General features: G+C 73.1%; 18 protein-coding genes. 11 read left to right on the forward strand and 7 right to left on the reverse strand.

Going from position 1 to position 19,740, the window contains the following annotated elements; translation table 11 throughout:
* Positions 1 to 79: 79 nt before the first annotated feature.
* The 4 genes from D1J63_RS21615 to D1J63_RS21630 all read left to right on the forward strand — a co-directional run bounded on the left by D1J63_RS21615 (position 80) and on the right by D1J63_RS21630 (position 4,214).
* A complete protein-coding gene (locus D1J63_RS21615; RefSeq protein ID WP_125630929.1) occupies positions 80 to 2,317 on the forward strand; it encodes an MMPL family transporter in 2,238 nt (745 codons plus the stop codon).
* Between the two features lie 156 nt (positions 2,318 to 2,473).
* On the forward strand, positions 2,474 to 3,013 hold the full coding sequence (locus D1J63_RS21620; protein WP_125630931.1) for a YbaK/EbsC family protein: 540 nt from the start codon (positions 2,474 to 2,476) through the stop codon (positions 3,011 to 3,013).
* Entirely contained in the window at positions 3,010 to 3,855 is an 846-nt protein-coding gene (locus D1J63_RS21625) for an EamA family transporter (RefSeq protein WP_125630933.1), read from the forward strand. Before D1J63_RS21620 ends, D1J63_RS21625 begins: the two co-directional genes overlap by 4 nt.
* An 83-nt stretch (positions 3,856 to 3,938) precedes the next feature.
* Positions 3,939 to 4,214 (forward strand): DUF1876 domain-containing protein, encoded by a 276-nt coding sequence (locus D1J63_RS21630; RefSeq protein ID WP_102931815.1) that lies wholly within the window; start codon positions 3,939 to 3,941, stop codon positions 4,212 to 4,214.
* Here D1J63_RS21630 and D1J63_RS21635 read toward each other — a convergent pair.
* From D1J63_RS21635 to D1J63_RS21650, 4 genes are all read right to left on the reverse strand, one after another.
* Complete coding sequence (locus D1J63_RS21635; protein WP_164713209.1) at positions 4,194 to 5,411, reverse strand: serine hydrolase domain-containing protein; 1,218 nt, start codon at positions 5,409 to 5,411, stop codon at positions 4,194 to 4,196. The genes D1J63_RS21630 and D1J63_RS21635 overlap by 21 nt on opposite strands.
* Positions 5,412 to 5,488: 77 nt before the next feature.
* Positions 5,489 to 6,280, reverse strand: a complete 792-nt coding sequence (locus tag D1J63_RS21640; RefSeq protein WP_125630937.1) for an ABC transporter ATP-binding protein — start codon at positions 6,278 to 6,280, stop codon at positions 5,489 to 5,491.
* On the reverse strand, positions 6,268 to 7,029 hold the full coding sequence (gene cbiQ, locus D1J63_RS21645; protein ID WP_125630939.1) for a cobalt ECF transporter T component CbiQ: 762 nt from the start codon (positions 7,027 to 7,029) through the stop codon (positions 6,268 to 6,270). The genes D1J63_RS21640 and cbiQ overlap by 13 nt, the downstream gene beginning before the upstream one ends.
* Position 7,030: 1 nt before the next feature.
* Positions 7,031 to 8,095 (reverse strand): energy-coupling factor ABC transporter permease, encoded by a 1,065-nt coding sequence (locus tag D1J63_RS21650; RefSeq protein ID WP_125630942.1) that lies wholly within the window; start codon positions 8,093 to 8,095, stop codon positions 7,031 to 7,033.
* Between the two features lie 166 nt (positions 8,096 to 8,261).
* Between D1J63_RS21650 and D1J63_RS21655 the strand changes: the two genes are divergently transcribed.
* Complete coding sequence (locus tag D1J63_RS21655) at positions 8,262 to 8,648, forward strand: SsgA family sporulation/cell division regulator (RefSeq protein ID WP_125630944.1); 387 nt, start codon at positions 8,262 to 8,264, stop codon at positions 8,646 to 8,648.
* A gap of 12 nt (positions 8,649 to 8,660) precedes the next feature.
* Here D1J63_RS21655 and D1J63_RS21660 read toward each other — a convergent pair whose 3' ends face one another.
* Positions 8,661 to 10,361, reverse strand: a complete 1,701-nt coding sequence (locus tag D1J63_RS21660) for a penicillin-binding transpeptidase domain-containing protein (RefSeq protein WP_164712914.1) — start codon at positions 10,359 to 10,361, stop codon at positions 8,661 to 8,663.
* 116 nt (positions 10,362 to 10,477) lie between these two features.
* Positions 10,478 to 12,097, reverse strand: coding sequence for a penicillin-binding transpeptidase domain-containing protein (locus D1J63_RS21665; protein WP_125630946.1), 1,620 nt, complete (start codon positions 12,095 to 12,097; stop codon positions 10,478 to 10,480).
* A gap of 220 nt (positions 12,098 to 12,317) precedes the next feature.
* Here D1J63_RS21665 and D1J63_RS21670 point away from each other — a divergent pair, with 220 nt between their 5' ends.
* Positions 12,318 to 12,851, forward strand: a complete 534-nt coding sequence (locus tag D1J63_RS21670) for a hypothetical protein (protein WP_125630948.1) — start codon at positions 12,318 to 12,320, stop codon at positions 12,849 to 12,851.
* A 28-nt stretch (positions 12,852 to 12,879) separates the two neighbouring features.
* Here the strand turns inward: D1J63_RS21670 and D1J63_RS21675 are convergent, their stop codons facing one another.
* Positions 12,880 to 14,625, reverse strand: a complete 1,746-nt coding sequence (locus D1J63_RS21675) for a phospholipid carrier-dependent glycosyltransferase (protein ID WP_125630950.1) — start codon at positions 14,623 to 14,625, stop codon at positions 12,880 to 12,882.
* Between the two features lie 109 nt (positions 14,626 to 14,734).
* Here D1J63_RS21675 and rsmI point away from each other — a divergent pair, with 109 nt between their 5' ends.
* From rsmI to rsmA, 5 genes are all read left to right on the forward strand, one after another.
* Positions 14,735 to 15,601: a 16S rRNA (cytidine(1402)-2'-O)-methyltransferase gene (rsmI, locus tag D1J63_RS21680; RefSeq protein ID WP_125630952.1), complete on the forward strand. Its 867-nt coding sequence runs from the start codon at positions 14,735 to 14,737 to the stop codon at positions 15,599 to 15,601.
* 198 nt (positions 15,602 to 15,799) lie between these two features.
* On the forward strand, positions 15,800 to 16,255 hold the full coding sequence (locus tag D1J63_RS21685) for a hypothetical protein (protein ID WP_125630955.1): 456 nt from the start codon (positions 15,800 to 15,802) through the stop codon (positions 16,253 to 16,255).
* Between the two features lie 43 nt (positions 16,256 to 16,298).
* Positions 16,299 to 17,189, forward strand: a complete 891-nt coding sequence (locus tag D1J63_RS21690; RefSeq protein WP_125630957.1) for a TatD family hydrolase — start codon at positions 16,299 to 16,301, stop codon at positions 17,187 to 17,189.
* Positions 17,190 to 17,275: 86 nt separating this feature from the next.
* Positions 17,276 to 18,610 carry a resuscitation-promoting factor gene (locus tag D1J63_RS21695; RefSeq protein ID WP_125630959.1) on the forward strand — a complete coding sequence of 445 codons (1,335 nt, stop codon included), beginning with the start codon at positions 17,276 to 17,278 and terminating at the stop codon, positions 18,608 to 18,610.
* 268 nt (positions 18,611 to 18,878) lie between these two features.
* Positions 18,879 to 19,739 carry a 16S rRNA (adenine(1518)-N(6)/adenine(1519)-N(6))-dimethyltransferase RsmA gene (gene rsmA / locus D1J63_RS21700; protein WP_125630961.1) on the forward strand — a complete coding sequence of 287 codons (861 nt, stop codon included), beginning with the start codon at positions 18,879 to 18,881 and terminating at the stop codon, positions 19,737 to 19,739.
* Position 19,740: the final 1 nt, after the last annotated feature.

Raw genomic sequence — 19,740 nt, forward strand, 5'->3', positions numbered from 1 at the left:
CACCTGACGTAACCGCTCACGTCGTCGGGCTGATCACCCCTGCCCTGAAGACCCACGACCTGACCGGGAGTACGCCCCCGTGGCCACGTTCCTCTACAAACTCGGCCGGCTCGCCTTCCGCCGACGGCACTTCGTCGCCCTGATCTGGGTGGCCCTGCTGACGCTCGCCGGCGTCGGCGCGGCCAGCGCCCCGCCAGCCGGCAACTCCTCCTTCTCCATCCCCGGAACGGAGGCCCAGAAGGCCTTCGACCTGCTGGAACAGCGCTTCCCCGGGGCGAGCGCCGACGGAGCGACCGCACGCGTCGTCTTCAAGGCACCGTCCGGCGAGAAGATGACGGACGCCGAGAACAAGGCGACCGTGCAGAAGACCGTCGACGAGCTCGCGGACGGCTCCGAGGTCGCCTCGGTCGCCGACCCCTACACGGGCAACGCCGTCAGCAAGGACGGCACCATCGCCTACGCCTCGGTGAAGTACGACGTCTCCGGCATGGAGCTGGAGGAGTCCACCAAGGACGCCCTGGAGGACGCCGCCCAGCAGGCGCGCGACGCCGGGCTGACCGTCGAGGTCGGCGGTGACGCGCTCCAGGCCGTCCCGGAGACCGGCGCCACCGAGGTCATCGGCATCGCGGTCGCCGCCGTCGTCCTGGTCATCACCTTCGGCTCCCTGGTCGCGGCCGGGCTGCCGCTGCTCACCGCCCTGATCGGCGTCGGCATCGGCGTCTCCTCGATCACCGCGCTCGCCAGCGCGCTCGAACTGGGCTCGACCACCTCGATCCTGGCCATGATGATCGGCCTCGCGGTCGGCATCGACTACGCCCTGTTCATCGTCTCCCGCTACCGTGCGGAACTCGCCGAGGGGCGGGAGCGCGAGGAGGCCGCGGGACGGGCGGTCGGCACGGCGGGCTCCGCGGTCGTCTTCGCCGGCCTCACGGTCGTCATCGCCCTGGTGGGCCTCGCGGTCGTCAACATCCCGATGCTCACCAAGATGGGCGTCGCGGCGGCCGGCACCGTCGCCATCGCGGTGCTGATCGCGCTCACGATGATCCCCGCGCTGCTCGGCTACGCCGGACGCCGGGTCAAGCCGGCGGGTGCGAAGGGCAGGCTGCTCGGCCGCTCCCGCAAGGGCGAGCCGAAGCCGGACCGGCCGGCCGGCCCGCCGAAGGCCAACCTGGGCACCCGCTGGGCGAGCTTCGTCGTCCGCCGGCCCCTCGCCGTACTCCTCCTGGGTGTCATCGGCCTCGGTGCCGCGGCGGTCCCCGCGGCCTCCCTGGAGCTGGGCCTGCCCGACGACGGTTCCCAGCCGACGTCCACGACCCAGCGCCGCGCCTACGACCTGCTCTCCGAGGGCTTCGGCCCCGGCTTCAACGGCCCGCTGATGGTCGTCGTGGACGCGAAGGGCAGCGACGCGCCCAAGGACGCCTTCGACGACGTCGCGGGCGAGATCAAGGGCCTCGACGGCGTCGTGGCGGTGACCCCGCCCGTGCCCAACAAGGGCGGCGACACCGCGACGATCACCGTGATCCCGGACTCCAAGCCGTCCTCCGTGCAGACCGAGGACCTGGTGCACGCCATCCGCGACGCGGGCGGCGACGTCGAGGCCAAGACCGGTGCCGAGACCCTGGTCACCGGCTCTACGGCGATGAACATCGACGTCAGCGAGAAGCTCAACGACGCGCTGGTGCCGTACCTGGTCCTGGTCGTCGGGCTGGCCTTCCTCCTGCTGATCGTGGTCTTCCGCTCGATCCTGGTCCCGCTGAAGGCGGCCCTCGGCTTCCTGCTCTCCGTCATGGCGGCGCTCGGCGCGGTCGTCGCGGTCTTCCAGTGGGGCTGGCTGTCCGGCCTGATGGGCGTCGAGGAGACCGGCCCGGTCATGTCGATGATGCCGATCTTCATGGTCGGCGTGGTCTTCGGCCTGGCCATGGACTACGAGGTCTTCCTGGTCACCCGCATGCGGGAGGCGTTCGTCCACGGCGAGAAGCCCCACCAGGCGGTCGTCACCGGCTTCAAGCACGGCGCACGGGTCGTCACCGCCGCCGCGGTGATCATGATGGCGGTCTTCGCGGGCTTCATCGGCTCCAGCGAGTCCATGGTCAAGATGATCGGCTTCGGCCTCGCGATCGCCGTCTTCTTCGACGCGTTCGTCGTCCGCATGGCCATCGTCCCGGCGGTCCTCGCGCTGCTCGGCAAGAGGGCCTGGTGGCTGCCGAAGTGGCTGGACCGCGCACTGCCCAACGTGGACGTCGAGGGCGAGGGCCTGCGCACGGCCGGCGAGCGGGGCTCCGACCCCGACGAGGACCGGGAGCTGGTGCGCGCCTGACCCGCCGCCGCGGCCTCTGACAGGAGGGCGGCACAGACCAGCCGGTGAGGGTTCCGTGGGGACGGGGCTGCCCTCACCGGCTTCCTCCGTCCCGGGGACCCGTGGGCCCCCTAACCGGGTCGCCTGTGGGCTACACGTACCGCTACGGTGCGGACCATGACGACGACCGACGACGCCTCCGGCTCCGCCGCCACCCCCGACCCCGCCGACGCCGGTGCCGCCCACCCGCGCTTCGCCGCCGCCCTCGGCGAACTCGGCCTCGGCGACCTGGCCGCACGGGCGAGGCGCTTCCCAGAGGCCACCCGCACCGCCGGCGAGGCCGCCGCCGCGATCGGGTGCGAGCTGAGCCAGATCTGCAAGTCGCTCATCTTCGCCGCCGACGGGGTCCCCGTCCTGGTCCTCATGGACGGCGCCTCCCGCGTCGACCTGGACCGGGTCCGCGAGGAACTCGGCGCCGAGAAGGTCACGCGGGCCAAGGCCGACGTGGTACGGGAGACGACCGGGTACGCGATCGGCGGGGTGCCGCCCTTCGGGCACCGGACCAGGACCCGGGTGCTGGCCGACCGGTCCATGCTCGCCCACGAGACCGTCTGGGCCGCCGCCGGGACCCCGTACGCCGTCTTCCCGATGGAGCCCAAGGAGCTCGTCGCCACCGCCGGCGCCACCCTCGTGGACGTGCGCGAGCGCTCCGCGTGACCCCACTGGTCACCGCGGCCGTGCTGCTCGCGGCGGTCACCCACGCCGGCTGGAACGCCATCGCCCACCGGATCACCGACAAGCTCACCGGGGCCGTCCTGATCTCAGGCGGCGGGATGCTCATCGGGCTCGCGCTGCTGCCGTTCACGGCCTTCCCGGCGGCCGGGGCGTGGCCGTACCTGCTGGTCTCCGCCGCCGTCCACATCGCCTACTACGCCCTGCTGATGCGGTCCTTCCGGCTGGGCGACTTCGGCCAGGCCTACCCGATCGCCCGCGGCAGCGCGCCGCTGCTCGTCACCGTCCTCGCCGCCGTCTTCGCCCACGAGGTGCCGGACGGCTGGGCCGCCACGGGCATCCTGGTCTCCTGCGCGGGTCTGACCGGCGTCGCCCTGTGGGGGCTGCGCGGACGCCGGCCCGACTGGGCGGCCATCGGCGCGGCCCTGGCGACCGGCGTGACCATCGCGGCGTACACGGTCGTCGACGGCCTAGGCGTACGCGCCTCCGGGACCTCCCTCGGGTACATCGCCTGGCTGATGGCGGTGCAGGGGACGGTCCTGCCGGCGTACTTCCTGTACCGCCACCGCGCCGGGGCCCGGGCGCTGCTCCGGCCGCACGCCCCGCTCGGACTGCTCGGCGCGGCGATGTCCGTCACCGCCTACGCCCTGGTCCTGTGGGCGCAGACCCGCGCCGAACTCGCCCCCATCGCCGCCCTGCGCGAGTCGTCCGTCCTGGTCGGCGCCGCGATAGGGGCCGTCTTCTTCAAGGAGCGGTTCGGCGCGCCCCGGATCGCGGCGGCGGGCCTCCTCGTCGTCGGGATCGGGCTGATGCTGCGCACCGGATAGCCGGAACCGCCGGGGCGGCCGGAGTGGTGCGGACCGCCGTGCGGAGGCGCACCCTGGAAGGAGATGTTCCGGAGGTGATCGTCATGACCCACACCACAGTGGGATGGCACGTCGACATGGAGTTCATGGAGGACGACCAGCACACGCGGGCGGTCGCGATGGTGCGGCTCCCCGACGGCACCGAGGTCCGCGCGCACGGCAACGCCAGCCGCCACCGGGTCGACTCCCAGCAGCCACGGGTCGGCGAGGAGGTCGCGGGGGCACGTGCGTTGAACGAGCTGGCGATGCAGCTGCTCACCAAGGCGCACGACGAGATCGACGCGGCGTCGGGGCGGACCTCACACCCGATCCACGTCTGAGCCGCTCCCGCCGAGCGACGCGCGCACCGCGCGTACCAGCGCCTGCGCCCGCGGGTCCGCCGTCACCGTCTTGCGGAAACCGTTGGTGACGTAGCCCAGGGCGATGCCGGCCTCCGGGTCGGCGAAGCCGAGGGAGCCGCCGCGGCCCGGGTGGCCGAAGGAGCCGGGGGACAGGAACGGGGACGCGCTGCCGTGCAGCATGTAGCCGAGGCCGAACCGGGTGCCCACGACCAGGATCCGGTCCGGCCCGGCGGACTCCTCGGCCCGGGCCAGCTCCGTCGTCGCCGGGTCGAACAGCCGCACGCTCCGCGTCACACCGTCGACCTCGCCGATCAGCGCCGCGTAGAAGCGGGCCAGACCGTCGGCCGTGGCGATGCCGTTGGCGGCCGGGAGCGAGGCGGCGCGGTACACGGGGTCGTTCTGGTCGGGGAACGGGGTGATCGCCGCGAAGGCGCGCCGGGTGAGGGAGTCCGGGTTCCCGTAGGCCTCGGTGACCGCGCGCTTGGGACGCAGCCGGGGGCCGTTCCCCGACGGCTCGGGCTCGTCGAGGCGCCCGACCCGCCCGGCCCGGCCCGCCGCCTCCTCCGCCGCGGGCAGCCCCACCCACAGGTCCAGGCCGAGGGGGCGGGCGATCTCGTCCGCGATCCACTGCCCGGCGCCCCGCCCGCCCGTCACCCGGCGGACCAGCTCGTCGAGCAGCCAGCCGTACGTCAGCGCGTGGTAACCGTGATCGGTGCCCGGCTCCCAGACGGGCGCCTGGGCGGCGACGGCCGCGGAGCCCCGCAGCGGGTCGAGGGCCTCCTCGGGGGTGAGCGGACGGTCCAGGACCGGCAGCCCGGCCCGGTGGTTCAGCACGTGCCGGACCAGCACCCGCTCCTTGCCGTGCGCCTTGAACTCCGGCCAGTACTCGCCCACCGGCGCGTCCAGGTCCAGCTCCCCGCGCCGGTGCAGCAGCAGCGGTACGGCGGCGGCGACGCCCTTGGTCGCCGAGCGGACCACCTGGGCGGTGCCCCGGCGCCACGGTTGGGTGCCGGCCGTGCCGTCGACATCCCTGGTGCCACCCCACAGGTCGACGACCTTGCGCCCGTCCCGGTAGACGGCGACGGCCGCGCCGCGCTCGCCGAGCGCGGTGAAGTTCCGTACGAACGCGTCCCTCACCGGCTCGAAGCCCTCGGCCACCGTGCCGTGCACGTCCACGTCCGTGTCCACTTCGCTACGTCCCTTCCGGCCACTGGTGACAGTGGATGCAACCGCCACGGACCGTCCACCATTCCTCACCCGCCGGTCGCCACCGACCGCGGGTCGAAACCGAAGGGCAGCTCCAGGCGGTGGGCGCGCATCAGCGCGTCGTCCGACAGCAGCTCCGCCGTCGGACCGTCGGCGGCGATCACCCCGTCGCTGAGGACCAGGGCACGGGGGCACAGCTCCAGGGCGTAGGGCAGGTCGTGGGTGACCATCAGGACCGTGACGTCCAGGGAGCGCAGGATGTCGGCGAGTTCGCGGCGGGAGGCCGGGTCGAGGTTGGAGGAGGGTTCGTCCAGGACCAGGATCTCCGGCTCCATGGCGAGCACGGTCGCCACCGCCACCCGGCGCCGCTGGCCGAAGGAGAGGTGGTGCGGGGGCCGGTCCTTGAACTCCGCCATGCCGACCAGCGTGAGCGCCCGGTCGACGCAGGCCTCCAGCTCCGCGCCCTTCACACCGGCCGCCGCCGGCCCGAACGCCACGTCCTCGCGCACGGTCGGCATGAAGAGCTGGTCGTCCGGGTCCTGGAAGACGATCCCGACCCGGCGCCGGATCTGAGCCATGTTCCGCTTGTCGACCGGCAGCCCGGCCACCGTGACCGTGCCGGTGCCGCCGGTCAGGATGCCGTTGAGGTGCAGGACGAGGGTGGTCTTGCCCGCGCCGTTGGGCCCGAGCAGCGCGACCCGCTCGCCGCGCGCGACGGAGAAGTCCACGCCGAACAGGGCCTGGTGCCCGTCGGGGTAGGCGAAGGCGAGGCCGGAGACGTCGAGGGAGGCGGGCGCGCCGGTCACGGGGTCTGTCACTGGGTCGGTCACAGGGTCCATCCCAGCAGACACACGACGAGCGCCGCACACGGGAGGGCCAGCGCGTACGACCACTGCGCCCGGTCCGCGGTCACCTCGTCGATGACCGGCATCGAACCGGCGTACCCGCGGCTGACCATGGCCAGGTGGACGCGTTCGCCGCGCTCGTAGGAGCGGATGAACAGCGCCCCCGCGGACTTGGCGAGCACGCCCCAGTGCCGTACGCCCTTGGCCTCGAAGCCCCGGGACTCCCGGGCGATCCGCATCCGCCGCATCTCGTCCGTGATCACGTCGCCGTACCGGATCATGAACGACGCGATCTGCACCAGCAGCGGGGGCAGCTTCAGCCGCTGCAGCCCGAGGAGGAGTTCCCGCAGCTCGGTCGTGGCGGCGAGGATCACCGAGGCGGCGACACCGAGGGTGCCCTTGGCCAGGACGTTCCAGGCGCCCCACAGGCCGTTGACGCTCAGGGACAGGCCGAGCACGTCGACCCGCTCGCCCTCCGCCACGAACGGCATGAGCACCGCGAACGCCACGAACGGCACCTCGATCAGCAGCCGTTTGAGCAGGAAGCCGGAGGGCACGCGCGCCGCGTACGCCACCGCGGCGAGCAGCAGCGCGTAGACGCCGAAGGCCCACATCGCCTCGCGCGGCGTCGACACCACGACGACCACGAAGGCGAAGGCGGCGGCGAGCTTGGTGTGCGGCGGCAGACCGTGCACGGGGGAGTGGCCGTGCCGGTACAGCCGGTGCGCGTGTCCCACCCCCACGTCAGACGTTCGTTTCCGTACTGGCCGGGGAGGCGTCGTCGCTGCGGCGCCTGCGCACCGACCAGAAGACGGCGCTGCCCGCGACGACGGTGACGCCGACGCCGATCACGCCCGCGAGGCCGCCGGAGATCCGGGCGTCGGAGATGTCCTTGACGCCGTAGTCGGCGAGCGGCGAGTCGGCGCTGGCGTGCTCCTTCGCCTTCTCGTCGATGCCCTTGTCGGCGGCGACCTTCTCCAGGCCGTCCGGGTTGGCGGAGGCGTAGAAGCTGACGAAGCCGGCGAGGACCAGGGAGGCGACGAGGCCGGTGATCCACACCTTGCGGTGCGAGCGGGCGGCGACGGGCACGGGCGCGGGTTCCGGGCCCGAGGCGCCGGGGGCGTCGACCAGCTCGCCGTTCACCCGCAGCTTCAGCCGCTGCTGGAGCCCGCGCGCTCCGTACACCAGGTCCGGGCGTACGGCGATGACGGCGCCGACGGTCAGCGCGGTGATCACGGCCTCGCCGATGCCGATCAGCACGTGGACGCCGATCATCGCGGTGGCGACCTTGCCGATGGCGACGTCCGTGGTGCCGCCGATCCAGTACAGGACCGTGAAGGCGAGGGCGGCGGCCGGGACGGAGACGAGCGCGGCGACGAAGGAGGCGACGGTGACCGAGCGCCGGGTGCGCGGCAGGACCTTCACCAGGCCCCGGAAGAGGGCGTAGGCGACGACCGTGGTGACGATCGCCATGTCGGTGATGTTGACGCCGAGCGCGGTCAGGCCGCCGTCGGCGAAGAGGATGCCCTGCATGAGCAGGACGACGGAGACGCACAACACGCCCGTGAAGGGCCCGACCAGGATGGCCGCGAGCGCGCCGCCGAGCAGATGTCCGCTGGTCCCGGCGGCGACCGGGAAGTTCAGCATCTGCACCGCGAAGATGAACGCCGCGACCAGCCCCGCCAGGGGCGCCGTCCGCTCGTCCAGCTCGCGGCGCGCGCCGCGCAGGCTGACCGCGATGGCGCCGGCGGCGACGACCCCGGTCACGGCGGAGGTCGGGGCGTTGATGAATCCGTCAGGTACATGCACGGTTCGATGATAGAGACCAGTTGCAACTCGTTCGCAAGAGCGAGGTAAAGGCTGACCTCACATGTGATATTCGGCTCATCGGGGCGTGAGCCGGGAAATATGGGACATTGGAGTGGGGGTGGAACCACAGCTTCATCACAGGTGGCAGAGCGTAAGGGGCGACCCCATGTCCGTAGTCGAACAGTACGCACGAGCCCACATCCTGACGGACGCGGACCGCCCCGACCAGGACGACGGCGGAGCGATACCCGTCGTGCTGCGCTACGACCCCGAGCTCGACCCCTCGCTGGTGTGCGTCGCCCTGCCCGGGAGGGACGGCCGGGCGTCCCGCTCCCGCGAGTGGACCTTTCCCCGCGCGCTGCTGGAGCAGGGCCTGCGCGCGCCCGCCGGGAGTGGCGAGGTGCGGGTGTGGCCGTGCGGACGGGTGCAGGCCGTGGTCGAGTTCCACTCGCCGCAGGGCTGCTCGGTGGTCCAGTTCGAGAACAAGGCGCTCATCCGCTTCCTGCGCCGCACCCACCAGGCGGCCCCCGCCGCCCAGCCGGTGGCCCACTGAACTCCGGGCGCGTCAGCCGCCCGCCTTCAGAAGCGCCGCGACGATGGGTCCGGCCGTGTCGCCGCCGTGCCCGCCCTGCTGGACCACGCCCGCCGCGGCGAGGTCGCCCCGGTACGCCGTGAACCACCCGTTGGGCTTCTCCTGCCCGTCGACCTCCGCCGACCCGGTCTTGGCGCCGACGTCCCCGCTCACCCCGGCCATCGCCTCCGCCGCGGTGCCGTACGCCGCCGTGTAGGACATCAGCTCACGCAGGGCGGCGAGGGTGCTGCCCGACATCGTGCGCGAGGCGGTGGCGAGCTTGCGCCCGTCGACCGACGGGGCGACCAGGTACGGCTGGTGGAAGCTGCCCGACTTCACGGTCGCCGACACCGACGCCATGTTCAGGGGGTTCATCCGCACGCCGCCCTGACCGATGAGGGAGGCCGCCATCTGGGCCTTGCTCTGCACCGGCACCCGGCCGTCGAAGGTGGACACGCCGACCGACCAGTTGTTCATGGACAGGCCGAAGACCTCCTTGGCCTGCCGGGTCAGGTCGTCGTCCTTCAACTCGGGGGCCTGGCTGATGAAGGCGGTGTTGCAGGAACGGGCGAAGCTCGCCTTGAAGGTGCCGTCCTTGATCTCGAACTTGTCGTCGTTCTGGAACTTCCAGCCGCCGTAGGTGAAGTACTTGGGGCACGGGTGCTTCTCGTTCACCGACGCCAGGTCCTTCTCGAGCAGCATCGAGGCGGTGACGACCTTCATGGTGGAGCCGGGGGCGAGCGAGCCCAGGAAGGCGGTGTTGAAGCCGTGCCCGCCGTTGGCGACCGCGAGGATCTCGCCGGTGGAGGCGCGCATCAGCACGACCGACGCCCCCTTCTTGCCGTCCACCTGCTGCTCGGCGGCGGCCTGGAGAGCGGGATCGAGCGTCGTCCTCAGCGTGCCGGGCGTGCCCTTGCTCAGCTCCAGCAGCGTCTTGTCGGCGACCTCGCCGGCCCCGGACCCCTTCGCGCCCTTCCCGTCACCGGCCTTCTCGCCGCGCACCACGCGCAGTTCGATGCCCGGGGTGCCGCCGGCCTTCTTGCCGTACTTGTCGCGCAGGCCGTCCAGGACGGTGCCGAGGGACGGGTACTCGGCGGCGGTGATCTCCCCGCCGTCCCGGTCCAGCGCCTTCACCGGCGGATCACCGGCCTTGCCGGTGACCAGCCTGTCGCCGTCCCGCAGCTCCGGGTGGACGACGGAGGCGTGCCAGTCGACGCGGGGTTCGCCGTCGCCGGCCCGGCGTACGACGGTCAGCGCGCTGTCGTACGCCAGCGGTTCGGACGTCTTCTCGTAGGCGACGGTGGCCTTCACGGAGAACGGGACCTTCGCCCCGGCCGGGGTGCCCGCGGTGAACGTGGCGTCCTTGACGTGGGCGTCCTTGGCATACCCGGTGAGCAGGGCCTTCGCGGCCCCGGCGTCGTCGGTCGCGGCGGCCGCCCCGGCCACGTCGCCCTTCTGCCAGGCGGTCAGGAACCGCTGGGCGGTCGAGGTGACCTCGGCCGCCGTCAGCGGACCCGACTTCACCTTCTCGGCGGCCGCCGCCGACTTCGTCCGTGCGGTGTCCTCGCCGCCCGCGTCGCCGCCGTACACCGCGTAGGCACCGAAGCCGGCACCGGCCACGACCACCGCGGCCACGCTGCCGATCACGGCGGGTTTCGTCCTGCGCCGCTCGGCGGCGGCCCTTCTGCTGCCCACGGTGTCCCGTTCCTCGGTGCCTCGACGACTACGGTGTCTTCAGTGACGTGCGTGCCTGGGGTGCCGGTTCCGGCAACGGCGACCACAGTAGGGCCACCCGTGGCCACGGGTCCGCGTCAGCCGCCCACTCGGAGCACGTCTGCGACGATCGGCCCCGCCGCGTCGCCGCCGTGGCCGCCCCCCTGGACCATGGCCGCCGCCGCGACGTCGTCGCGGAAGGCGGTGAACCAGGAGTCCGAGACCTCGTGCCCGTCGACCTCGGCCGACCCGGTCTTGGCGCCGATGTCGCCGCGGAGCCCGGACATGGCGTTCACGGCGGTGCCTTGGGTGGCGGTGAGCCGCATCATCTGCTTGAGCTGGGACGCGGTGCTCTTCGGCAGCCCCTTGGCGGTGGCCGGCTTCCGGCCGTCCAGGTCGAACGGCACCAGGTAGGGCTGGTGGAACTCGCCGGTGATGGCGGTCGCGGTGACCGAGGCCATGTTCAGCGGGTTCATCTGGACCTTGCCCTGCCCGATCGCGTTGGCCGCGCGGTCCGGCCCCGGGGAGGCGGGGACGCTGCCGTCGAACGAGGCGATGCCCGTCTGCCAGTTGTCCTGACCGAGCCCGAAGCGCTCCTGGGCCTCCTCGGTGAGCGAGGAGTCGGTGACCTCGTCGATGAGCTTGATGAAGCCGGTGTTGCAGGAGCGCATGAAGGTGTTGGCGAGGGTGGCGCTCTCGTTGGGCTTCATGTTGGTGAGGTTGTGGAAGGTCTGGCTCTTCCAGACCGCCGTCTGCGGGCAGGGCGCCGGGCCGTTCATGTCGGTCACGCCGTTGTCGATGAGCATGGCGGCGGTGATGATCTTCATGGTGGAGCCGGGTGCGACGGTGCCCTGGAAGGCCGCGTTGAACCCGTCCGCGCGGTTGTTCGCCACGGCCAGCACTTCTCCGGTGCTCGGCTTCACGGCGACCACGGAGGACTTGTCGTACCGCTTCACCGCCTTCTCGGCCGCCGCCTGCACGCTCGCGCTGAGCGTTGTCCTGAGCTTGCCGGGCTTGCCCTCGGTCAGCGTCAGCAGCGGGGTGTCCGGCGCCTGCGTGGCCGTGTGCCGGACCGCCAGCTCGACGCCGGGGGTGCCGCCGGCCTTGTCGCCGTACTTCTCCCGGAGTTTGGCGAGGACCGGCCCGAGCGAGGGGTACTTCTCCTTGCTCAGCACGGTGCCGTTCCGTCCGACGGCCTGGATCTGCGGGGTCGCCGACTCCGCGGTGACCAGGGTGTCCCCGTCCTTCAGGTCCGGGTGGACCACGGACGGCTTCCAGTCCACCAGCGCCCGCCCGGTGGTCTCCCCGCGCACCACGGTCAGCGTGCTCCTGTAGCCGATCGGCTTGGTCGTCCCCTCGTAGGACACCTTCGCCTTCACGGTGAACGGCACGGAGGTGCCGGCCGCCGTGCCCGGCGTGATCTCGACGCCGGTGATGTGCGCGTCCTCGCCGTAGGCGGTCAGCAGGGTCCCGGCGACGGAGGCGTTGTTCGTGTACGACGCGGCGGTCGTCGCGTCGCCCTTCTCCCAGGCCGTGAAGAACTTCTCGCTGGTCTCCGCGACCTCGTCCTTGCCCGGCGGCCCGCTCTTGGTCTCCGACCCGGACGATCCCCCGTCCCCGTTCAGCGCCGACACCACGTTGTAGGCGCCGTACCCGGCACCCCCCACCATCACGGCGAACACCCCGCCTATGACGGCGACCTTGACCCCCCTGCCCATCGGCAGTCCCCTCCCCGTCGGACCTTCCGCCCGCCTTCTTGAACGCGTTCAGAAGTACTTGTAGGGGCACTCTATGCGCAGGGGGTGACAGGCGGTACGGCTGTTTCCGATTGGTGGCCTAAAGGAGACCGGGTGTCCTTTTGGTGGGGGCCTCCTCACCCGCACGGCGGAGACGGTCCGCCGCAGCGGACGAAGCGCGGGTGCCGGGTCCGGAACCAGCATGGACGCCATGACGACAGCGACCACCCCTCTCTCCGCCCCCGCGCTCGCCCCCGCGCCCGTCTGGGCTCGTCGCGCCGCACACGCCATCGCCCTGTGCGCCGTCCCGTCCGGTCTGTGGCGCGTCGCCATGGCGGCCGGCGTCTACGTGGGCTACAGCGACCAGGTGCTGCGCGACGTCTACGGCATCCCGGGATGGGGCATCGCCTACGTCGTCGGCCTCTCCGTCCTCACCGAGCTGGCCGCGCTGCTCCCGCTGCTGCTCGTCGGCGACCGGTGGCGTCCGCTGCGCCCCGGGACGCTGACCCGGCTGGCCTGGACCGCCTCCGCGGTGCTGGTCCTGGTGGCACTGTGGCAGCTCGTGGTCGTCTTCACCGCCGAGAGTCAGACGTACCTCGCGGGCGGTACGGCACGGATCGTCTGGGGACTCGCCTACGCCCCGCTGTTCGCCGTCCCCGCGCTGATGACCGCGGTGACCTGGTCCTACGCGAAGCGGCAGCGGGCAGTCGGCCGGTGGACCCCGCCGGCCGCCTGACCGAGCCGGCCCGGGCGGCCCCGCCCGGCTAGACCCACGTGTCCAGCCACATCCGCGCTCTCCACTCCTCCATCGGGATCGCCGTGCCCGTGTACAGGGGCCAGAAGTAGATGAAGTTCCACGCGATGAGCAGCACCAGGACGCCCGCTCCGGTCGCGCCCGCCACCCGGCGGGTGTCCGTGCAGCCCGGGCGGCCGATGATCGCCCCCAGGAGCATCGCCACCGCCAGACACAGGAACGGGACGAAGACGACGGCGTAGAAGATGAAGATCGTGCGCTCCTGGTACAGGAACCAGGGGAGGTAGCCGGCCGCGACGCCGCAGGCGATCGCGCCCGCGCGCCAGTCCCGGCGGAAGAACCAGCGCCACAGGACGTACAGCAGGGCGAAGCAGCCCACCCACCACAGGAGCGGCGTGCCCAGGGCCAGGACCTCGCGGGCGCACTTCTCGCCCGCGTCGACCGGGCAGCCGTCCGAGCCCGCCGAGGGTGACTCGTAGAAGTAGGAGACCGGACGGCCCAGGACGATCCAGCTCCACGGGTTCGACTGGTACGTGTGCGGCGAGGTCAGGTGGGTGTGGAATTCGAGGACCTGCGTCTCGTAGTGCCACAGGCTGCGCCACCAGTCGGGGAAGAGCCACGACCAGGAGCTGTTCGCGCCGTCCTTCGCGGCCCAGTCGCGGTAGTAGCCGCCGGTGCCGTCGGAGGGGGAGAGGATCCAGCCGAGCCAGGAGAGCAGGTACGTCGCCAGGGCCACCGGGACGGTGGAGAGGAAGGCCCAGCCCAGGTCGTGGCGCAGTACTGCGCGGTAGGGGTGGTGGGCGCCCGCTACGCGGCGGGAGCCCACGTCCCACAGGACGGCCATCACGCAGAAGGCCGCCATGATGTACAGGCCGTTCCACTTGGTGGCCGCCGCCAGGCCCAGCATCAGGCCCGCCGCCAGACGCCAGGGGCGCCACCCGAGGCGGAGGGTCTCCGCGACGTGGGCGTCCGGGCGGACGCGGCCGTCCTCGTCCACCGGGAGCGCGGCGGCGAGTCGGGCGCGGGCTCTGTCGCGGTCGACGACCAGGCAGCCGAAGGCGGCCAGCACGAAGAACATCAGCACGCTGTCCAGCAGCGCGGTGCGGCTCATCACGAAGTGCAGGCCGTCCAGCGCCATCAGGGCGCCCGCCAGGCAGCCGAGGAACGTCGAGCGGAACAGCCGCCGCCCGATCCGGCACAGCAGCAGCACCGACAGGGTGCCGAGCAGCGCCGTCATGAAGCGCCAGCCGAACGGGTCGAAGCCGAACAGCAGCTCGCCGAGGCCGATGACGTACTTGCCGACCGGCGGGTGCACGACGTAGGCCGCGTCGGTCGGGATCAGGACGTCGCCGCCCGAGTTCAGGATCAGGTCGTTGGCGTTCTTGTCCCAGTTGACCTCGAAACCGCGGTGGATGAGCGCCCACGCGTCCTTGGCGTAGTACGTCTCGTCGAATATCACCGCCTTCGGGCTGCCCAGGTTCCAGAACCGCAGCACCCCCGCGAGCAGCGCCACCAGCAGCGGGCCGCCCCACGCCGACCAGCGGACGATCCGCTCGGCGAGCGGCTTCGACAGGCCCAGGAACGCCCACAGGCGCGGACTCGGGCTCGTGTACGGCGGCACCAGCCGGTCGCGGACGTCGTCGGCCGCGGCCCCCGCCGGGTAGCCGAAGCGGCGCAGCCGCTGCTGCCAGGTGGGCCGCTCGTCGTGCGGGGCCTGGCCCTGCCGGGTGTCCGTGGAGGACGCGGTACTGGTCACCGCGCCATCGTAGGGAACCGTGCTGTGCGCGTCCCGCGCATGGGCCTCCCGGGCGCGGATACGTTCCCCTTCCGGGAGGAGCGGCCGGGGGAACTGGGAGGATGGGGAGGTGACTGGAACCCTTGTACTCGCGGGCACTCCCATCGGCGACGTCCAGGACGCCCCGCCCCGGCTCGCCGCCGAACTGGCCGGTGCGGACGTCGTCGCCGCCGAGGACACCCGGCGGCTGCGCCGGCTCACCCAGGCGCTCGGCGTCGCCCCCGCGGGGCGTGTCGTGTCGTACTTCGAGGGCAACGAGTCCGCCCGTACGCCCGAGCTGGTGGAGGAGCTGGCCGGCGGGGCGCGGGTGCTGCTGGTCACCGACGCCGGGATGCCGTCCGTGTCCGACCCCGGGTACCGGCTGGTCGCCGCCGCCGTCGAGCGCGGGGTGCGCGTCACCGCCGTCCCCGGCCCGTCCGCCGTACTGACCGCGCTCGCCCTGTCGGGGCTGCCGGTCGACCGGTTCTGCTTCGAGGGCTTCCTGCCCCGCAAGGCCGGCGAGCGGCTGACCCGGCTGCGCGAGGTCGCCGAGGAGCGCCGGACGCTCGTCTACTTCGAGGCCCCGCACCGCCTCGACGACACCCTCGCCGCCATGGCCGAGGTCTTCGGCGCCGACCGGCGGGCCGCCGTCTGCCGGGAGCTGACCAAGACGTACGAGGAGGTCAGGCGCGGCGGGCTGGGCGAGCTGGCCGAGTGGGCCGGCGAAGGGGTGCGGGGCGAGATCACCGTCGTCGTCGAGGGCGCGCCGGACAAGGGGGCCGAGGAGGTCGACGCCGGGGAACTGGTGCGCCGGGTGCGGGTGCGCGAGGAGGCGGGGGAGCGGCGCAAGGAGGCCATCGCGGCGGTGGCCGCCCAGGCGGGCGTGCCCAAGCGGGAGGTGTTCGACGCGGTCGTGGCGGCCAAGAACGCGGAGAGGGACGCGGAGAAGAACGCGTAGGAAGAAGCGGAGAAGGACGCGGGGATTCGAAGGGCTTCGCTTGACCCTGGGTGCCGTGCTCTTGACCCACCGCTGACCTTGCGGGGACTCCCGCCAAGGGCGGCCCAAATCGGCCCAAATACTCGGCAGTACCTGGTGCTTTCCAGCCGGTGGAGGAGTCCACTGGAGGAAGGAACGGAACGAACCGAAGGAGCCGGGATGAGCATGAGTGAGAGCACCGTGCGGACCGGAGTGCGTGCCGGTGCCACCGCCGTCGTCCACGAGTCGTACTCCTTCGCCTGCATGCGCTGCGGGCACGGCTGGGAGCAGTCGTTCGAGATCGAGCACCACACGGACGCCGACGGCCGCGAGTTCGTGCTCTACGTCGTGGACGGCCGCGTCGTGCCCTCCCCGCTGACCCGGCCGACCTGCGCCACCTGCGGCAACCACGTCGTACGGATCATGCGCCCGGGGCGGGTCGCCTCGGTGCGCGGCACCGCGTACCGGACCCGCCGGGTGCCGCCGGCCGGCCCGCTGGAGGTGCCCGTCGTGCCGCGGTCGCCGGAGGTGCCCGAGCAGCCCGGGCCGGGGGCGCCGGGGCTCGGCGCCGGGCACCGGCAGTGGCACCTGACCGACCTCCTGCAAGCCCTCCGCCCCCGCCGCAGGGCGAGCTAGCCGGCCTTCCGGGGACGCGCGGGAGCTTTCGTAGGATCGAGGCATGCCTTCGAACGCCTCGGGCCGGTCCGACAAGGACGCCGCGCCCCCGCTCCCCGAGCCCCTCCGGGTGCCGGTCGCCGACTCGCACACCCACCTCGACATGCAGTCCGGCACGGTGGACGAGGCGCTCGCCAAGGCCGCGTCCGTCGGCGTCACGACCGTCGTCCAGGTCGGCTGCGACCTCGCCGGATCCCGCTGGGCCGCCGAGACCGCGGCGGCGCACGACGCCGTCCACGCCACCGTCGCCCTGCACCCGAACGAGGCGCCGCGCATCGTGCACGGCGACCCCGACGGATGGTCCCGGCAAGGGGCGCGGCGGCCCGGCGGGGACGCGGCGCTCGACGAGGCGCTGGCCGAGATCGACCGGCTCGCGGCACTCCCGCAGGTCAAGGGCGTCGGAGAGACGGGCCTCGACTACTTCCGCACCGGCCCCGAGGGCAAGGCGGCCCAGGAGCGCTCCTTCCGCGCCCACATCGAGATCGCCAAGCGGCACGGCAAGACCCTCGTCATCCACGACCGCGACGCCCACGCCGACGTCCTGCGCGTCCTCAAGGAGGAGGGCGCCCCCGAGCGCACCGTCTTCCACTGCTACTCCGGTGACGCCGAGATGGCCGAGGTCTGCGCCCGCGCCGGGTACTACATGTCCTTCGCCGGCAACGTCACCTTCAAGAACGCCCAGAACCTGCGCGACGCCCTCGCCGTGGCCCCCGCGGAGCTGGTCCTGGTGGAGACCGACGCGCCGTTCCTGACGCCGGTGCCCTACCGGGGGCGGCCGAACGCGCCCTACCTGGTGCCGGTCACGGTGCGTGCCATGGCGGACGTACGGGGCGTCGGCGAGGACGTCCTGGCGACCGCCCTCGCCGCCAACACGGCCCGCGCCTTCGGCTACTGACACGCTGGGTAGTCGCGCCGCTTGGGAGAGTGACCGGCACTCCGCTAGGTTCTGGGGGCCCGATCGGGACCCTGGAGCGTGTGGGCGTGAGCAGAACGCAGTTCGAGCCGGCAGAGGCGTACGGCGCGTACGAGGGCTACGAGGCCCACGAGTACCCCGCACCGTACGACGTGCACAGCGCGCCGACCCTGCCGTACGGGTACGGCGACCCGTACCCGCCCGCGCCCGCGGTGCCCCGGCAGGGCACCGCACCGCAGGGCCGGCCGGTGAGCGCGCCGGGCGACGGGCGCGCCGAGCGCCGGCGGCGGGCCCGGTGCACGGGACGCGCGGACACCTCCCTGCGCAGGCTGCTGCCGCGGGCGCTGGTCGTGGCCTTCCTCGCGGGCGGCACCACCGCCTTCGTCGCCAAGGACAAGGCCGTCGAGCTGACCGTCGACGGCACCCCGCGCACCCTGCACACCTTCGCCGACGACGTGACCGAACTGCTCGCCGAGGAAGGCGTCCGGGTGGGCGCCCACGACGTCATCGCCCCCGCCCGCGGTACCCCGCTGACCAGCGGTGAGGACATCACCGTCCGCTACGGGCGTCCCCTGCTGCTCACCCTCGACGGCCACCGGCGCCAGGTGTGGACGACCGCGGAGACGGTGGAGGGGGCGCTGCGGGAGCTCGGCGTACGGACCCAGGGCGCGTACCTGTCCACCGAGGGCTCCCGGCGCATCGGCCGCGAGGGTCTCGCCCTGGTGGTGCGCACCGAGCGGGTGGTGACCGTCATGGCGGACGGCCGGACCCGCACCGTCCGCACCAACGCCGCGACCGTCCGCGAGGTCGTCGAGGAGGCGGGCGTCACCCTGCGCGGCGAGGACACCACCTCCGTCCCGGGGACCGCCTTCCCGCGCGACGGGCAGACCGTCACGGTGCTGCGCATCACCGGGTCCCGGGAGGTCCGCGAGGACCCCATCCCCTTCGACGAGCGACGGGACGAGGACGCCACCCTCTACCGGGGCACCGAGGTCGTCCAGCAGGCGGGCCGGCCCGGACTGCGCCGCACCACCTACGCCCTGCGCACCGTCAACGGCGTCCGCCAGAAGCCGCGCCGGCTGCGCACCGAGGTGGTGCGCGAGCCCACCCCGCGGATCGTGCGGGTCGGCACCCGGCCCCGGCCGCACTCCGTGCACGGCGCCGACAGCCTGAACTGGCAGGCCCTGGCCGCCTGCGAGTCCGGCGGCCGCCCGGACGCCGTCGACCCGTCGGGGACGTACGGCGGGCTCTACCAGTTCGACACCGGCACCTGGCACGACCTCGGCGGCGAGGGCCGCCCCCAGGACGCGTCGGCCGCGGAGCAGACGTACCGGGCGCAGAAGCTGTACGTACGCAGCGGCACCGCCGCCTGGCCGCACTGCGGCGCCCGGCTGCGGGGGTGAGGCCACTCGCGGGGCGCGGCTGCGTGGGTGCGGGGGCTCGCCCGGGGTGCGGGGCCGGGGCCGTCCGTGGCGCCCGGCTGTGGGCTGGGGCCGTCCGCGGGGCGCGGTTGCGTGGGCGAGGCCGCCCGCGAGCCCGGCAGGGGGCCGAGGCTTTCCGTGGTTTCCGCCCGCGCGGGTGCAGGCTTCTCGTCCCGGCTGCGGGCGCGGGGCCGTCCGCGGTGCCCGGCTGCGGGCAGGAGGCCCACGCGCCCCCGGCTACCCTTGCGGGGTGAGCAGCCCCACCCCCGACGCCCTCCTGGGCCCCGCCGACGTCCGTGAACTCGCGGCCGCCCTCGGTGTACGCCCCACCAAGCAGCGCGGCCAGAACTTCGTCATCGACGCGAACACGGTCCGCCGTATCGTCCGCACCGCCGAGGTACGCCCCGACGACGTGGTGGTCGAGGTGGGACCGGGCCTCGGCTCGCTCACCCTGGCCCTCCTGGAGGCCGCCGACCGGGTCACCGCCGTCGAGATCGACGACGTACTCGCCGGCGCCCTGCCCGCCACGGTCGCCGCCCGCATGCCGGAGCGCGCCGACCGGTTCGCGCTCGTGCACTCCGACGCGATGCACGTGACCGGGCTGCCGGGCCCCGCCCCGACCGCGCTGGTCGCGAACCTCCCCTACAACGTCGCCGTGCCCGTCCTCCTCCACATGCTCGACACCTTCCCGAGCATCGAGCGGACCCTCGTCATGGTGCAGGCCGAGGTCGCCGACCGGCTCGCCGCCGGCCCCGGGTCGAAGGTGTACGGCGTCCCGTCGGTGAAGGCCAACTGGTACGCGGAGGTGAAGCGGGCCGGGTCCATCGGCCGCAACGTCTTCTGGCCCGCGCCCAACGTCGACAGCGGCCTCGTGTCACTCGTCCGGCGGACCGAGCCGCTGAAGACCAGCGCGTCCAAGGCCGAGGTCTTCGCCGTCGTCGACGCCGCGTTCGCCCAGCGCCGCAAGACCCTGCGGGCCGCGCTGGCCGGCTGGGCGGGGTCGGCCGCCGCCGCCGAGGCCGCCCTCGTCGGCGCGGGCGTGTCGCCGCAGGCGCGCGGAGAGGCGCTGACCGTGGAAGAGTTCGCGCGTATCGCCGAGCACAAGCAGTAGG

This window comes from Streptomyces sp. KPB2 (assembly GCF_003950055.1).
In the GTDB taxonomy this organism is placed as follows: domain Bacteria; phylum Actinomycetota; class Actinomycetes; order Streptomycetales; family Streptomycetaceae; genus Streptomyces; species Streptomyces salinarius.

Bases quoted from the DNA above. Each gene is read 5' to 3' on its own strand.
- D1J63_RS21620 (WP_125630931.1), top strand. From the start codon at position 2,474: ATGACGACGACCGACGACGCCTCCGGCTCCGCCGCCACCCCCGACCCC.
- D1J63_RS21630 (WP_102931815.1), top strand. From the start codon at position 3,939: ATGACCCACACCACAGTGGGATGGCACGTCGACATGGAGTTCATGGAG.
- D1J63_RS21640 (WP_125630937.1), bottom strand. From the start codon at position 6,280: ATGGACCCTGTGACCGACCCAGTGACAGACCCCGTGACCGGCGCGCCC.
- D1J63_RS21655 (WP_125630944.1), top strand. From the start codon at position 8,262: ATGTCCGTAGTCGAACAGTACGCACGAGCCCACATCCTGACGGACGCG.
- D1J63_RS21665 (WP_125630946.1), bottom strand. From the start codon at position 12,097: ATGGGCAGGGGGGTCAAGGTCGCCGTCATAGGCGGGGTGTTCGCCGTG.
- D1J63_RS21670 (WP_125630948.1), top strand. From the start codon at position 12,318: ATGGACGCCATGACGACAGCGACCACCCCTCTCTCCGCCCCCGCGCTC.
- D1J63_RS21685 (WP_125630955.1), top strand. From the start codon at position 15,800: ATGAGCATGAGTGAGAGCACCGTGCGGACCGGAGTGCGTGCCGGTGCC.
- D1J63_RS21690 (WP_125630957.1), top strand. From the start codon at position 16,299: ATGCCTTCGAACGCCTCGGGCCGGTCCGACAAGGACGCCGCGCCCCCG.